Below are 14,682 nucleotides of genomic sequence, written 5' to 3' on the forward strand. Positions count from 1 at the left end.
ATGCTTCAACCGGCTGAAGCACTTCCGCCGCATCGCCACGCGCTTCGACAAGCTCGCTCGAAATTACCTCAGCGCCGTCGCCATCGCCGCCATCAGGCTATGGACCAGGTTTGAGTCCAGGACCTAGCCGCAGCAGCGCGTCGTCGTCGCAAGCCTCGCATGCGAGCAGCGCGCGATACGGGTCTCCCTCAAGCCCCAGCACCGCCGCGAACGCACGCTCGGTCTTCATGCCCTGCCGCCGCTGATCCATCACGCGGTCTCGAAGCGCCATGCCGCCAATCCGCAGCAGCCTGGCCTCGATGCGGGCATGCCGCCAGGCCATCTGCTGTTCAACCGGTTCGGCGGCGGCGAAGATCTCGACCTCCCAGCCGCCGGCCTGGAAGCGCGCCACGAGCGGGCGGTAGGCGCCGCGCCATTGCCACGACGCGAACCCCGGCCAGCCGGAGCAGAGCGGCCAGAGCACGGCGAGGAACGCATCTGGATCCGGTGCGTGGCAGAGGATGTCGAGGTCGCTGCCGGGCAGGTCGAGCCCGAGCGCCGGCGTGCCGGCGACCCGCGGGTCGAAGGGATCGAGCCGCCGCGCCGGATCGAGGTACCGCAGCACCTCCTGCCATGGCAGTCGCGCCACCGCCCGCGCTTGCGTCTCAGCCAAGCCTCTCCTCCCTTCGCATGACTGCGACAGACTCCCTCTCGGAAGCTTCGCGGTGCATTGCGACCCATGCTCGCATGCCCTCGGTCGCGACAGAGTGCAAATGGTCGATACCACCGCTGACGGCTGTCACGATCACCTCCGCCACCTCCTCCGATGTGCCCCCGCTGACTGGGGTCCACATCGCGTGGTCCATCCAGAGTGTCGGAGCAACCCGGTCGAGTTACGATGCGGCCCGGCCATCCAGCCCCGCCAACTCACATCGATGGCGTTTCGAGACGGACGCTGGCTCCTGCGGTTCGGGCCGGGTTTCAACGCAGCTGCGCAGCCGGCCAGCGTGTCTGGCGGGGGGCATACCAAAGATGCGGGTGTAGTCGCGACTGAATTGCGAAGGGCTGCCGTATCCGACGCTGAAGCCTGCGCCAGCGGCGTCCACGGCGTCACCGACCATGAGCCGCTGCGCCTCATGCATTCGCAGATGAGTGCGGAATTCAAGCGGACTCATCGACGTAATCGCCTTGAAATGGGCGTGGAAGGCGGAGCGGCTCATGCCCGCAACCTCAGCCAGTTTCTCGATCGGACAGGCCTCCCGAAAATGCGTTCTCATCCAGACGATGGCACGGGCGATCTGACTGAGGCGGCTGTCGGCGCGTGCCATTTGCCGGATCGTGGCGCCGCTGTCCCCGGTCAGAAGGCGATAGAGGATCTCGCGGATCGTCAGCGGCGCAAGCGCCTCGATGTCGTCAGGCGTGTCCAGCAGGCCCACGAGCCGGGTCGCGGCGTCGAGCAGCGCGGGCGTTGTCCGGTTCAGCGCAATCCCCACGGGAAGGCCGTCCGCCTCGGGGCGGGTTTCAGGATGGCGGATCGCCAGCTCTCCGAGCGCCGTCATGTCGAGGTCGAGACGCAGGCAGAGATATGGCCGCTCCGCGCTGGCCTCGATCACCGATCCCATGAGCGGCAGGTCCACCGACGCGATCAGATAGCTCGCCGCGTCATAGATGAAGGCGGTCGCACCCAGCACGGCCCGCTTGCGCCCCTGCGCGACGATGCACAGCGTCGGCTCGTAGACGACGGGCATCGGCATCGTCGGCGTCGAAGAACGCAGCAGTGATACGCCCGGCAACGGGCACGGATGGATGCCGTCCGCAGGTGCGTGACGGCTCAGTGTCTCCGTGAGCGCCGCGAGCTGGTTCATGGCCGCGTGTCGCATGAGGGCGAGGTAGGGGAAAGAGGCGATCGGCCAGGTTCGGACAATCGTGCAAGAACTCCGGACGAATGGTCTACCGCCGCCGAGCACCAATCGGCCAAAACACGGTGCCCGACGAACGGAGGAGTTCAGGCCGTGACCGATAGAATGGACAAAGTCGTTCTCATCACGGGCGCCAGCAGCGGCATTGGCGAGAGGACGGCGATCACGCTGGCGGCTGCCGGCGCGAGGGTTGTGATCGGCGCGCGCCGCATCGATCGCCTGGAACGCCTTGCCTCCGACATCGAGGCCGCGGGCGGCAAGGTGCTGGCCCGCAGCCTCGACGTCACCTCGCGCGCGAATGTGCAAAGCTTTGCGGATGCCGCCGTCGAAGCGTTCGGCCGCATCGACGTCATCATCAACAATGCCGGCATCATGCCGCTGTCGCTCATGGCCTCCCTCAAGGTCGAGGAATGGGACCGCATGGTCGATGTCAACATCAAGGGCGTCCTCTACGGGATCGCCGCGGTGCTGCCGGTCATGAACCGACAGGGGGCGGGGCAGATCATCAACGTCTCTTCGATCGGTGGGCTCTCTGTAGCGCCGACCGCGGCCGTCTACTGCGCGACGAAATACGCCGTGCGGGCGATCTCGGACGGGCTGCGGCAGGAGAACGACAAGATCCGTGTCACCTGCGTCTATCCGGGCGTCGTGGAGTCGGAACTGGCGAATACGATTAGCGATCCGGTCGCGGCCGAGGCCATGGTCGCCTACCGCCAGATCGCTCTCAAGCCCGCAGCGATCGCCGACGCGATCGCCCACGTGATCGCCCAGCCGCGCGAGGTCGATACGAGCGAGATCGTCATCCGACCTACCTCCAGCGCCTGATCTTGAATGCTGTGTCCACCGCCGAGGCGCCTGCGCAATGGACACCGTCGCATCAGCATCAATCTGTGTACTGGCGCTGGCGCTCGAACGCGCTGGTCGTGGCGCGCGCGACAGCCCGGGCCGCTCCGCCGCGCGGGAGACATGCGCCTCCTCCGACAGGGCGTCGAGGATGACAGGCAGTTTCAGGTCTGCGGCGCGAAGCTTCGCGGCATGAATAATGGGAAATACAAATTATCTGTTGGAAGCATTTCGCCTGACCTCCCAGTGTCTGACCCGAACACAGGAGGCCGGCATGACCAGAAACTTGGTCCTCAGCTCTCCTTCATGATCAATGCGTTGACGTTTCATCCAGACGAGGTTCCATCATGGCTGACACGTTCGATAGCTTCTCTGACCTCCTTCGTGCCGCCCTCGGTGACAGGCTCGCCTCTTCAGACAGCTTGCTCGGCCTGTTCACACACGATGTCGTCTTCGAGTTTCCCTATGCGCCTGACGGGCTGCCCAGGCGGCTGGAAGGGACGGCTGCCCTTGCGGCCCACCTGGAAAGGCTCGGCCCGTTGCTCACCTTCGGGCCCATGGAGCTGGGCAAAGTTCATGCCGTTGCCGACACGGTGGTCTTCGAGTTTTCCTGCAGTGGCGAAGGCGTGGCTACAGGTGCGCCTTACAATCAGCTCTACATCTCGGTGGTCACTTTGCGGGAAGGGCGGATTGCGCATTACCGCGACTATTGGAACCCGCTCGTCGTCCTGACGGCGTTGGGAGGCACCGAGGCCGCGGCCGCCGCGTATGCGGGGGCAGCCTGATGGCGGTTGAGCGCGTCCTCATCACTGGAGGCACGGGCAAGACAGGCCGTCACGTGGCCGCCCGCCTGACCGCGATGGGCATCGACGTCGCGATCGGCACACGCACGCCCGATGGTCCCCGGCACAGGCGCTTCCACTGGGCGGATCCGTCGTCCGCATCGGCCTTCGATGGATGCGATGCGGCCTACCTTGTCGCGCCAACGGATCGCGCCGACCACCTGGCGGTCATGCAACCACTTCTGCAGGAAGCCATGGGACGGGGCGTCCGTCGCTTCGTTCTGCTGAGTTCGTCGCTTCTGGAGGCCGGCGGCCCCATGATGGGCGAGGTTCATGCATGGTTGGCAAGGAACGCCTCGGCCTGGGCGGTGCTGCGCCCCTCCTGGTTCATGCAGAACTTCTCGGAAGGGCCGCACGCCGCGACGATCCGGGAAGAGGGGATCATCTACACCGCGACCGGCACAGGGCGGGTCGGCTTCATCGACGCCGAGGACATCGCCGCTACGGCCGCCGCGTCCTTGACTGCCGCAACGCCCCTCAATTCCGACATCGTGCTGACGGGTCCGGAAGCGTTGAGCTACGACGATACCGCGGCAATCATCACTGCGGCCCTTGGCCGGCCGGTGCGCCACGTGTCCCTCGACCCGGCCGCTCTCGCAACGCGCCTCGTGGCGCAGGGCCTCCGGGCTGACTATGCCGAGATGCTCACGGGCCTGGACGCGGATATCGCGTCAGGCGCCGAGGATCGCACGACACTGGGCGTCGAGCAGGTGACCAGGCAGCGGCCTGCGTCGTTCCGCGCCTTTGCCGACCGCGTCCGCGAGACATGGAAGTGACGCTCCGACGGCTCGCGTTCGATCGCCTTCGTGGCATGGCGGAATGCGTGGCTCGGCTGCTTGGCGATGGCGAAGCCGCGAACGGCAACGGTTGATCACGTGGCAACCCGCGCCACCGCCTGCAGCGTCTCTGCCACGTGTCGTACCGCCGGATCGCCCTCCCGCCGGCGATGCCAGGCCAGGTGTACTGGAAACCCTTCCACGGCGACGGGCGGCTCCAGGACCGAGAGCCCCTCGCGCATCGCGCCCAGGATGGACCCGCCCGGCAGCAGGGCGATGAGGTCCGAGCCCAGCAGCAGCGGCGGCACCAGCAGGAAGTGGGGCACCACGCAGCCGACCCGCCGCGTGCGCCCATGCCGCGCCAGCGCCTCGTCCAGCGCGCCGCGCATGTCGCCGCGGGTGGAGACGAGCACATGCGGGTAGGCGAGCCACCGCTCCAGGTCGAAGCCTTCCAGGGCCGGGTGGCCGCGGCGCATGGCCACGACATACTCCTCGCGCAGCAATTCCTTGCGGCGGAGATCGGGCCCGGCCGGCGGGATCAGCGAAACCGCGAGGTCGAGCGTGCCCCGCGCCAGCCCGTCCAGCGCGGCGGCCCCGCCCTGCCAGGGCTGCACGACCACATCCAAGCCCGGCGCGCTGCGCGCCAGCGCCGCCACCAGCGGGCCGAGGAGCAGGGCGGCGAGGCTGTCGGCCATGAGCAGCCGCACCGTCTGGCGCAGCTCTGCGAGCGGCACCTCCGGCAAGTCGAGTACGCCGCCGAGGACGGCCAGCGCCTCCTTCAACCGCGGCCGCAGCGCCTCGGCCCGGGGCGTGCGGCGCATGCCCCCGGCCGCACGCTCCAGCAACCGGTCGCCGAAAAGCTGTCGGCAGCGCTCGAGCGCGCTGGAGGTGGCGGGCTGCGACAGGCCGAGCCGGTCCGCGGCGCGGGAGACATGCGCCTCCTCCAACAGGGCGTCGAGGATGACGAGCAGGTTCAGGTCCACGCCGCGAAGCTTCATGGGATGGATAATGCCATATACAGATTATCTGTTGGAAGGATTTCGTCCCGTCGCCCAGTTTCCGGCCCGTACACCGGAGGCTTCGATGACCCGAACCCTGATCCTTTTCTTCCACCCCGATCCTGCGGGCTCCAAAGCGAATGCCGCGCTGCTCGCCGCAGCCCGGGCCTTGCCCGGCGTCGAGGTCGCCGACATGGCGCGGCTCCACCCCGAGGGCGTGTTCGACACGGACGCAGAGGTCCGTCGCCTCCACCGGGCTGACCGGCTGGTGCTGCAATTCCCTGTGCAGTGGTATTCGACGCCGCCGCTGCTGAAGGTCTGGCAGGACGCGGTGCTGAGCCGGATGGTCTATGCCCGTCCCGAGGAAGGCGAGCGGCTGCGCGACCTGCCTGTGCTGGTGGCCGCGACGGCGGGCAATGTCCCGGAGGCCTATGGGCCGGCGGGCGTGAACCTCTACCCGCTCGAGGAGTTGCTGCGGCCGCTGGAGGCCACCGCCCATCGCTGCGGCCTCGCCTGGACCCGGCCCCATCTGCTCTTCCGGGCGAACCGGCTTTCCCCCGCGGAGCGTGATGCGGCGGGCGAGGCCTATGCCGCGCGGCTGCGGCGCTGGATCGCGGCGACGGCGCAGTCCGTCGCGGCCCGCTCGCGCCTGCTGCCGCTTTCGGCGGAGGCCTGAGCGGTGCGGTCCCTTCCCGACGCCCTGCCCCCGCCCGCCCCCTTCGTGCTGGCGGCCCGCGCCTTGCCGCTCGGGCTGCTGGCGCAGTTCCTCACCGCGGGCCAGGCGCTGTTCCGCGATGGCGGGCTCTGGGACGCCCATGCCGCGCTCGGCGTGACGCTGGCCCTGCCGGTGGGCGGGCTGCTCGGTGGGGCGCTGCTGGTGCGGCGACTGCGCGGCTTTGCGACATCGGCTTGCCTCATCGCGGGCCTCTACGTGGCGCAAGTCGTCCTGGGGGCGGCGGACGCCGCGCTGCCCCTCTCGCTCCATCCGCTCAACGGCGCGCTCCTGCTCGCGGCAAGCCTCGTGCTGCTCGTGCGGGTGGAGCGCGGGCGGGATGCCATGGCCGCGGCGCCGGCCGGCGCGAAGCCGTGAGCGCACGCGCACCCGGGCCGGACCGCGCCGCGACCGCCCGGACATCGCCAATCCACGAAAGGCCGAGCACCATGTCTTCCCATCGCGTCTCCCCTGCCTTCCGCACCTCCCGCCGCGCGGGCGTCGCCCTGCTGATGGGCTTCTCCGTCGCAGGGTGCGGCTCGGCTGGCGGCTCCCTGGAGAGCGCCTACCGGGCGAACCTTGCCAGCACTACCGCCCTCAACGCGCAGATCATCAGCGACCGTGCCCGCGCCCAGCGCTGCGACCGGGATCCGACCCGCCGGGAATGCGGCCCTCGGTGATGGGCGCTGGCGAGGCCCGGGGCCTTGCCATGGCACCGCCCGACCGACGCGAGCGCGTTCTTCCACCAGCACCCATGGAGCAACCGGCATGAACCGGCCCGAGCCCGTCTTTCCGCCTGGGCGTCACGCCCTCTACGAGGCGCACCGCTACTCGGCGGCCATCCGCTCCGGCGACCTGCTCTTCGTCTCGGGCCAGGTCGGCAGCCGCGCCGATGGCAGCCCCGAGCCCGGCCTTGAAGCCCAGGTGGAGCGCGCCTTCGACAATCTCGCGGCGACGCTGGCGGCAGCCGGCTGCGGCTTCGCGGACGTCCTCGACGTCACGACCTTCCACACCGATCCGCAGGCCCAGTTCGAGACGGTGCTGAAGGTGAAGGACCGCGTCTTCCCCGCGCCGCCCTACCCGGCCTGGACGGCGGTGGGCGTCACTTGGCTCGCGGGCTTCGACTTCGAAGTCAAGGTCGTCGCGCGCATTCCGGTCAGTCCGTGACAATGCGACGCCTGCCCGCATCGCGCCGCCGTGCCTTGCTGTCCAGCATCCTCGGCACCGCCCCCGTCGCCGCGCCGTCGCGTCTGTTGCCCATCGCCGCATGATGGACGGGGCTGGCGTGACGATGGTGACCGACGCCGACCGTGTTCAATCAAGGAGACGGCTCATGACACACGTCGCTCATGCATCGGCTTGGCGCACCGAGGTCGCACGGTGATTAGGCGCAGGACACTGCTCGCCGGAACGTCGGCGATCGCGGCCAGCGCGCCCATCGCATCACCCGCAAGGACGAGTGGGCGTTTCGGGCAGCTCGAGGCCGCCCTGCGCGAGATCGAGGCGGCGCGCGGAGGCCGGCTTGGTGTCGCCGTGCTCGACAGCGCCAGCGGCGAGGCGGCAGGTCATCGCGCGACGGAGCGCTTTCCATTGACCAGCACCTTCAAGCTGCTCGCCGCCGGCGCCGTGCTCGCGCAGGTCGATGCCGGCCGGATGCGTCTCGATGACCGCATCCGCTACCGGCGTGAGGAGGTGGTGACCTATTCGCCGGTCACGGAGCGCCATGCGGGCGCGGACGGGATGACCGTAGGCCAGCTTTGCGAGGCGACGATGACGCTCAGCGACAACACCGCCGCCAACCTTCTGCTGCGTGGCCTCGGCGGCCCCGCGGGCCTGACTGCCTGGCTGCGCGGCATCGGTGACGACGTCACGCGCCTAGACCGATGGGAGACTGCGCTGAACGAGGCTCGGCCGGGCGACCCACGCGACACCACGACGCCGGCCGCGATGCTGGCGACGATGCAGCGCCTCACACTTGGCGACGTGCTCTCGCCTGGTAGTCGCGCGCATCTGCTCGCCTGGCTTCGCGCCAACAGAACGGGCGGTACGCGGCTGCGCGCTGGCCTGCCGCCGCGCTGGCAGGCAGGTGAACGCACCGGAACGGGGCCGAACGGCACGAGCAACGATGTGGGCCTGGTATGGCCGCCAAGCGGCGCGCCGCTGCTGGTTGCCGCCTACCTGACGGAGGGAGCGGCTGATATGGCGACGCGCGACGCGGCGCTTGCCGATGTTGGCGCTTCGGTCGCGGCGGCGTGGCGCGATGGCAGACCCTGGCGCTCTGCGGCTCAGGATCGCGGCAGCACCCTTTCGGGCATCCTGTGAATGACGACCGGTGGAGCGGGATGGGTCGTGCGCAGGCGGGCATGATGCGGGACGGGTATCGCGACCAGCCACCGACGGCCCGGAACGAGCGCTGCGCCAGCGTGGCGTTGAGGCCATCCCGCCACCGGAGCAAGCGTCGCTCCGCGCACCCATTCATCCGGGAGGAGCACACATGAGCATTCACGGGGACGTCACCGAATTCTTTGGCGCCTACGTCGATGCGTTCAACCGCGACGCTGCCGCAGCGCTCAGCGAGCTCTGGGACGAGGTCGGCTTGTTCCCCTCGCCAACCGGCAACTTCGCCATGGAGCGCGAGGCGTTCCGCGCGCATTGCGTGGGGCTGATGGAGTTCTACCGCCAGCAGGGCGTCGTGCGTGCCGAGGCCCGCGTGCTTTCCGCAAGTGAGCTGTTCCCTAACGTCGCCCAGGCCCGCCTGGTCTGGCGCATGCACGGCCAGGAGGCTGATATCGTCGCCGCGTGGGAGCATGTCTACATCTTGCGCCGCAGCGACCGGTGGCGCGTGTCACTGACAGTCGCGGATGGCGAGATGGCGGCGTGGGCGGCGAAAGGGGCGTGGCTCTGACGTGCGCTGCGGCGGGCCTCTTCGTCCGGGCGAGCCGCCGCGAGCGGCCCGGCTGCGCTGCGGGCCGGCGGACGCACACCCGACGACGTATCCATGCTGATGGGACTGGCGGAGGAAGCCCGTTTCCGACCCGGCGCGCCTTGATCTTCTCCGCCACGGCCGTCGCGCCGGCACGTGGATGCCGGGCGCATCGCCGCCCGAAGCGGCGCCCGGTTGATGTCGACCGCAGACGAGGAAGAGACAGATGCTCGACGGCTTCAATGCCCTTGCCGCGCCAGCCGACTCGCCGGACGCCTATGCGTTCGGCCGTTTCCTCTTGCGCGTGCGCGAGCGCGTCCTGCTAGAGGAAGGCGTTTCCGTCGAGCTCGGCAGTCGCGCCCTTGACGTGCTGTTGGAACTGCTCGCCTCGGGCGGGCAGCTGCTGACCAAGGAGGCGCTGCTCGACAGGGTGTGGCCCGGCGTCATCGTCGAAGAGAACAACCTCCAGGTTCAGATCTCGGCATTGCGTCGTGCGCTCGGGCCATTCCGGGACTGGATCGCGACCGTGCCGGGGCGCGGCTACCGATTTACTGCGCCGGTCACGATCATCGCAGAGCCGACGACGGTGACCCATGCGGCCTACGCAGCCGCGGAGGCGCCAGCGCTTTCCGTGCTCGTGTTGCCTTTCGCCGGTCGCGGCGAGGGCAAGGCGCATCAATGGTTCGCCGATGCGCTGACCGACAGCATCACCACCGACCTTGCGCGCGCCCTCCCGCGCGGCGGTGCTGTCGCCGCGCAGGTGACGGCGGACACCTATCGCCTGCACGCGGCCGACGCGCGCGAGATCGGGCGCTCGCAGCGGGTGCGCTACGTGGTCGAGGGCAGCGTGCTGGTGGTCAGCGACAGCGTGCGCGTGAACCTTCAGCTCATCTGTGCCGACACCGGCGCGCATCTCTGGGCCGACCGCTTCGATCTCCCCTGCACGGGCGATGTGCTGGCGCTTCAGGATGTGATCGTAGGGCGCGTTGTCCGCTCCATCGCGCCGCGCCTCATCAATGCCGATGCCGACCGGGCGGAGCGCGCTGAACGTGAGCGTCCGGGCGGCGGCACGGCCGAGGACTACACGCTGCTCGGCTGGTCCGCCTTCTGTCGCGGTGCCCCGCTGCGAGAGCACCTGGACCTCGCGCGCGCGTACTTCACCCGCGCATTGGCGCGCGACGCTGAGCACGCAGATGCGCTGGCCGGGATCGGCATGCTAGCGGTGAAGGCGGTCGTGGAGGGGGCTCCCTTCGACGACGCTGCTGCGCGTGACGCGAAGCTCGCCGAGGCGGACGAGATGTTCCAACGAGCGCTGAAGCTCGCACCGGGCCACTATCTCGCATTGAAGGGCGGCCTCGGACTGCTGCGGGCGCGCGGCGCATTCGACGATGCCATCATTGCCGCAAAGGCGATGCTGGCGCGCAACCCTGCCGAGGTGTTCATCCATCGCGAGCTGGGCCTCAATCTGCTGCATCTGGGCCGCGCCGAGGAGGCGCTCGACTGGTTCCGCCGCGCCGACGCCTTCGGCGCCAGCGAGCCGATGCGCTGGATCTGGCTGCAGGGCGAAGGCCGCGCCCTGCTGGAGCTCGGCCGCGACATCGAGGCAGTGGAGGCGCTGCGCCTATCCATCGCGGGCAATCCGACCTTTGCCGCCACCCACGCCCTGCTCGCGGCGGCGCTGGCCATGGCCGGCCAGGACGACGCTGCGCGGGCCGCGATCACCGTGTTCCGCCGCGCCGAGCCGGATGCGGCGCTGGAGTACTTGGCGCAGCCGACGCCCTTGCTCCCCGCCCAGGGCCCCCTTCCAGGCGGCAGGCGCGTGCTGGAGGGTCTGCGTCGCGCCGAAGCGCTGTCCGGCGCATAGCGCCGCTGAGAGCCGCCGGAGGGGCTTGCAGCGCCCGCCCGACGACTTCCGCGCACACGCCGTTCATCGTCTCCGTCTTGACAAGCCATCGGGAGGACGATGATGGCGGGTGGAGCTGCGGTGCGATGGCGTTCGGCTGTTCGACCGGCCGCTGCAGCAGGTTTGCCGGCAAGGTCAGCATCGCCGTTCGGATCGGCACCAGGCACTTCGGCGGGGCGTCCGGCGGCGCCGCCTTCGTGCCGGCCGCGGTGCCGCACAGCTCCCACATCCTCCCGGTGCGTGGACGACGGAGGTGCCCGGCCGCCATCGTCGTCCTCGCCATGCGCCTTCCGTGAGGGTGCCCGCGGTGATCTCGGGGGCGCCGAGGGCACGACCTACGGCTGAACCGCGGCGCAGACGGCTTCAGGACATGCCAAGGCGAGCCCAAGGACGTCTCAGGTGGCGCTCTCCATTCTCCTCCGCAAGCCGACGCACGGTGCGTCGGCACGACACGTAGAGGATCCTGCACCATGACTCGCATGCTTCGCATCCTGATCGGCGGCGCCGCATTGCTTGCGCTGCCCTACGCTCAAACCGCCTTCGCCGAGGGGTTCTACCCGCGCGTCACGGGCAACGGCGAGAATGTCGAGATCGACTACGGTCCCGGCCCTCGCGGCAACATCATTGGCGGCGGCCGCGTCGTCGTCACCGGTAGCGGCGAGAACATGCAGATCGGGCACCTCGATCCCCAATTCGCCCAGCAGCCGGTGCCGGGCCTCGTTCCCGTGAGCGTCGGCTCGGGCGAGAACGCGTCGGTCGTCTGGGTTGCGGCCGGCACGAGCCCGTGGCGCCTGGCGCTCATCGGCGGCGACGGTTCGCTGCCGGCCGAGGGAGCCGCCACCCACAACCCGCTCGCGCGGCTGTTCGGCGGCGCGCCGGACCGCGGCTGATCATCCCACAACGACGAGGAAGACGCGCGCCATCGCGCGCCTTCCGCAAGCCTTCTCTGCCGATCGGGATGCGATCGCCATGCGCAGCAAGGGCGACAGCGGTCGGCTCGATCTCTTTGGAAGAATTTGGCCGCCACGCAACGACGCGTCCTGCCGCCCCAAGACATGGTGAGGACGGCCCGCGACGAGCGGAACAGGACAGGGAGTCATGGATATGGACGCGGCACTCGATCGGACACGGCGCCAGGCAATCGAACTGGGGGCGGCCGCAATGATCGCGCTCGCCGGCCTGCCGCGCGCGGCCGGAGCGCAGAGCAACACCAACCGACAAGGAACAACCAGCATGCCCTATTTAACGACCCACGACGGCGCCGAGATCTTCTTCAAGGACTGGGGTCCGCGCGATGCCCAGCCCATCGTGTTCCATCACGGATGGCCGCTGTCCTCCGACGATTGGGATGCACAGCTGCTCTTCTTCCTGCAGAACGGCTACCGCGTTGTCGCGCATGACAGGCGTGGCCATGGCCGCTCGGCCCACGTCTCGAACGGTCACGACATGGACCACTACGCGGCGGATGCCTTCGTCGTGGCGGAGCATCTCGACCTCCGCAACGCAGTGCATATCGGACATTCCACGGGCGGCGGCGAAGTCGCGCGGTACCTGGCGAAGCACGGCCAGCCGGCCGGTCGCGTCGCCAAGGCCGTGCTGGTGGCGGCCATCCCGCCGATCATGCTCAAGACGGAAGCCTATCCGGGCGGTCTGCCGATCGAGGTGTTCGACGGCTTCCGCAACGCGCTGGCGGCCAATCGTGCGCAGTTCTTCCGGGATGTGCCGGCGGGGCCATTCTACGGTTTCAACCGGCCGGGCGCCACGGCGCATGAAGGCGTGATCCAGAACTGGTGGCGGCAGGGGATGAGCGGCAGCGCCAAGGCGCACTACGAGGGCATCAAGGCGTTCTCCGAAACCGACCAGACCGATGACCTGAAGGCGATTACCGTACCGACGCTGGTGATGCACGGCGAGGACGACCAAATCGTGCCGATCGACAGCTCGGCTAGGATCGCGGTCAGGCTGCTGAAGAACGGCACGTTGAAGACCTATCCAGGCTTCTCGCACGGCATGCTCACGGTGAACGCCGACGTGCTGAACCGCGACCTGCTCGCCTTCGTGCGCGGCGGGGCCTGACTGGAGCGGTGGGGCGATCGGCCGGACCGATTGCTCCCACCGCGTGCCGAGCCAGCTCCCGCAGCCGAATGCGCGGCCCGGCATCGCCTCGCAGTGCCCGCCTCTGGCCACACCGGTGTCGTCGCTGCGATGTCGCCGCGACGACGGCGGGTGAGGATGGGGGTGCAGCCACGCCGGAACGGCGAGGCCGGCCTGCTGGCGGCAACGGAGCCTTGGTCCCGGTCCAGCGAGGAAGAGATGAATGTCCGAAGCAGCCACTGACATTGGGGGAGACCACGTGGCGGGCATCACCCGCCCCATACTTTCGGTAGCGCCCATCAGCCTCCCGTTGCAGGGGCGCGGAGCGCCTCTCCAGGTACGCATCTCGGCACCGCTCGACGGGGCGGCGCTCCCGGTCATCGTGTTCTCCCATGGCAACGGCCAGTCGCTCTATGCCTACGGCCCGTTGGTGAACCACTGGGCGGCACAGGGCTTCGTGGTCATACAGCCCACTCACTTGGATTCGCGCATGTTCGGGCTGGCGCAGGACGACCCACGTCGGCCGCAGCTGTGGCGGCATCGGGAGAACGACCTGGTCCACGTCCTCGACGCGCTGCCCACGCTTCTCGCCGCCGTTCCGGCGCTGTCCGACCGGGTCGACCGTGATCGGATCGCGGTTGCCGGCCATTCCTGGGGAGCGCAGGCGGCCAGCATGCTGCTGGGCGCCCGCCATCCGGATCCTGACGACGGATCGGTTGTGATTATCCGCGACGAACGTGTCAGGGCCGGGATCCTGCTGACCCTTCCGGGGACGGGCGGCGCCAATCTGAGCCCTTTTGCGGCCCAGAGGTTCCCTTTCATGCATCCGGACTTTTCCGGGATGACCGCTCCGGCCCTCATCGTGGCAGGCGGCGCCGACAAGGGCGCCATGACCGTCCGCGGGCCGGAGTGGTGGCGTGAGGCATACGACCAGAGCCCCGGGCCCAAAGCGCTGTTCACGCTCCATGGTGGCGAACATTCGCTGGGCGGCATTCCGAACTACGAGGCGCGCGAGACAACCGATGAGCGGCCAAGACGGGTAGCGGCCATCCAGCGCCTCTCGACCGCATTCCTATTGAGCGTGTTCCAGCCCGACGATGTCAGCTGGCGCGATGCGATCGCCGATGTGACCGGCCGGACGCCTGAAGGGCGTGTTGAAACGAAGTGAATGCTGCCCTGCGCCAGGCACCGTCACGTCGATGGTGGCCATCGCGCCAGGCCCGAGGCCCTGCAGATCCCAGCTGGTCTCCAGCCCCGGTGTCTGCGCACCCGCCGGCAGCGACGGGCAGCCGTAGAGCACCACCGGTGCATCCTTTGGCAGGCTGTATAGCGGGACGCGCCTCGAGCGCGTTCGATCCATCGACACCGATGAAGCCGCCCTGGGCGAAGATCACGCCACCGTTGTGCTTGCAGATATGCCCTGGCCCAAGCCTTCGTCAGCTGGCATCGTCTTACCGTCAGATCACACTGGATGCGTCGCCATGACCGACAATGCGACCGGGGCGAAGCTCAGGCGCGTCCCTGGTCGCAAGCCTGCGCTTGCACAGCGCGGCGAGTTGCTTCGGATCTGGGGCCATGTCGATGACGACGGCCGCAAGCTGATGCTGTTCTTCGCGCGGACGCTGGCGCGCGATCAGGGCCTGGTACCGGCAGGCACACAGCTCCTGATGACCGATCGCGTATTCTAACTCGA

General features: G+C 68.9%; 16 protein-coding genes. 13 read left to right on the forward strand and 3 right to left on the reverse strand.

Going from position 1 to position 14,682, the window contains the following annotated elements:
* Positions 1-97: 97 nt before the first annotated feature.
* The gene (locus DFH01_RS24885) at positions 98-628 is read right to left on the reverse strand and encodes a DUF4269 domain-containing protein (protein ID WP_109873239.1); all 531 of its coding nucleotides are present in this window, start codon (positions 626-628) and stop codon (positions 98-100) included.
* A gap of 244 nt (positions 629-872) precedes the next feature.
* Positions 873-1,844, reverse strand: coding sequence for an AraC family transcriptional regulator (locus tag DFH01_RS24895; protein WP_109873241.1), 972 nt, complete (start codon positions 1,842-1,844; stop codon positions 873-875).
* A gap of 159 nt (positions 1,845-2,003) precedes the next feature.
* Between DFH01_RS24895 and DFH01_RS24900 the strand changes: the two genes are divergently transcribed.
* From DFH01_RS24900 to DFH01_RS24910, 3 genes are all read left to right on the forward strand, one after another.
* Entirely contained in the window at positions 2,004-2,723 is a 720-nt protein-coding gene (locus DFH01_RS24900) for an SDR family oxidoreductase (protein WP_199231415.1), read from the forward strand.
* 365 nt (positions 2,724-3,088) lie between these two features.
* A complete protein-coding gene (locus DFH01_RS24905) occupies positions 3,089-3,526 on the forward strand; it encodes a nuclear transport factor 2 family protein (protein ID WP_109873243.1) in 438 nt (145 codons plus the stop codon).
* The gene (locus tag DFH01_RS24910) at positions 3,526-4,359 is read left to right on the forward strand and encodes an NAD(P)H-binding protein (RefSeq protein ID WP_109873244.1); all 834 of its coding nucleotides are present in this window, start codon (positions 3,526-3,528) and stop codon (positions 4,357-4,359) included. Before DFH01_RS24905 ends, DFH01_RS24910 begins: the two co-directional genes overlap by 1 nt.
* 95 nt (positions 4,360-4,454) lie before the next feature.
* On the opposite strand, the gene DFH01_RS24915 is transcribed toward DFH01_RS24910, so the two are convergent.
* Complete coding sequence (locus DFH01_RS24915; protein WP_109873245.1) at positions 4,455-5,357, reverse strand: LysR family transcriptional regulator; 903 nt, start codon at positions 5,355-5,357, stop codon at positions 4,455-4,457.
* An 85-nt stretch (positions 5,358-5,442) separates the two neighbouring features.
* Between DFH01_RS24915 and DFH01_RS24920 the strand changes: the two genes are divergently transcribed.
* From DFH01_RS24920 to DFH01_RS24975, 10 genes are all read left to right on the forward strand, one after another.
* Positions 5,443-6,033 (forward strand): NAD(P)H-dependent oxidoreductase, encoded by a 591-nt coding sequence (locus DFH01_RS24920; RefSeq protein WP_109873246.1) that lies wholly within the window; start codon positions 5,443-5,445, stop codon positions 6,031-6,033.
* Positions 6,034-6,036: 3 nt separating this feature from the next.
* Positions 6,037-6,447: a DUF6220 domain-containing protein gene (locus tag DFH01_RS24925; protein ID WP_109873247.1), complete on the forward strand. Its 411-nt coding sequence runs from the start codon at positions 6,037-6,039 to the stop codon at positions 6,445-6,447.
* A 390-nt stretch (positions 6,448-6,837) separates the two neighbouring features.
* Entirely contained in the window at positions 6,838-7,236 is a 399-nt protein-coding gene (locus DFH01_RS24935) for a RidA family protein (protein ID WP_109873249.1), read from the forward strand.
* A gap of 213 nt (positions 7,237-7,449) precedes the next feature.
* Complete coding sequence (gene bla / locus DFH01_RS24940; protein WP_199231416.1) at positions 7,450-8,391, forward strand: class A beta-lactamase; 942 nt, start codon at positions 7,450-7,452, stop codon at positions 8,389-8,391.
* A 172-nt stretch (positions 8,392-8,563) separates the two neighbouring features.
* Complete coding sequence (locus tag DFH01_RS24945; RefSeq protein WP_109873251.1) at positions 8,564-8,974, forward strand: DUF6841 family protein; 411 nt, start codon at positions 8,564-8,566, stop codon at positions 8,972-8,974.
* 244 nt (positions 8,975-9,218) lie between these two features.
* Positions 9,219-10,856 carry a winged helix-turn-helix domain-containing protein gene (locus tag DFH01_RS24950; RefSeq protein ID WP_109873252.1) on the forward strand — a complete coding sequence of 546 codons (1,638 nt, stop codon included), beginning with the start codon at positions 9,219-9,221 and terminating at the stop codon, positions 10,854-10,856.
* A 509-nt stretch (positions 10,857-11,365) separates the two neighbouring features.
* A complete protein-coding gene (locus DFH01_RS24960) occupies positions 11,366-11,785 on the forward strand; it encodes a hypothetical protein (RefSeq protein ID WP_146217140.1) in 420 nt (139 codons plus the stop codon).
* A gap of 343 nt (positions 11,786-12,128) precedes the next feature.
* A complete protein-coding gene (locus tag DFH01_RS24965; protein WP_199231417.1) occupies positions 12,129-12,971 on the forward strand; it encodes an alpha/beta fold hydrolase in 843 nt (280 codons plus the stop codon).
* Between the two features lie 241 nt (positions 12,972-13,212).
* Positions 13,213-14,157, forward strand: coding sequence for an alpha/beta hydrolase family protein (locus tag DFH01_RS24970; protein WP_109873256.1), 945 nt, complete (start codon positions 13,213-13,215; stop codon positions 14,155-14,157).
* A gap of 313 nt (positions 14,158-14,470) precedes the next feature.
* Positions 14,471-14,677: a hypothetical protein gene (locus DFH01_RS24975; RefSeq protein WP_109873257.1), complete on the forward strand. Its 207-nt coding sequence runs from the start codon at positions 14,471-14,473 to the stop codon at positions 14,675-14,677.
* Positions 14,678-14,682 lie beyond the last annotated feature (5 nt).

The sequence above is a fragment of the Falsiroseomonas bella genome, from assembly GCF_003173615.1.
Classification (GTDB): domain Bacteria; phylum Pseudomonadota; class Alphaproteobacteria; order Acetobacterales; family Acetobacteraceae; genus Falsiroseomonas; species Falsiroseomonas bella.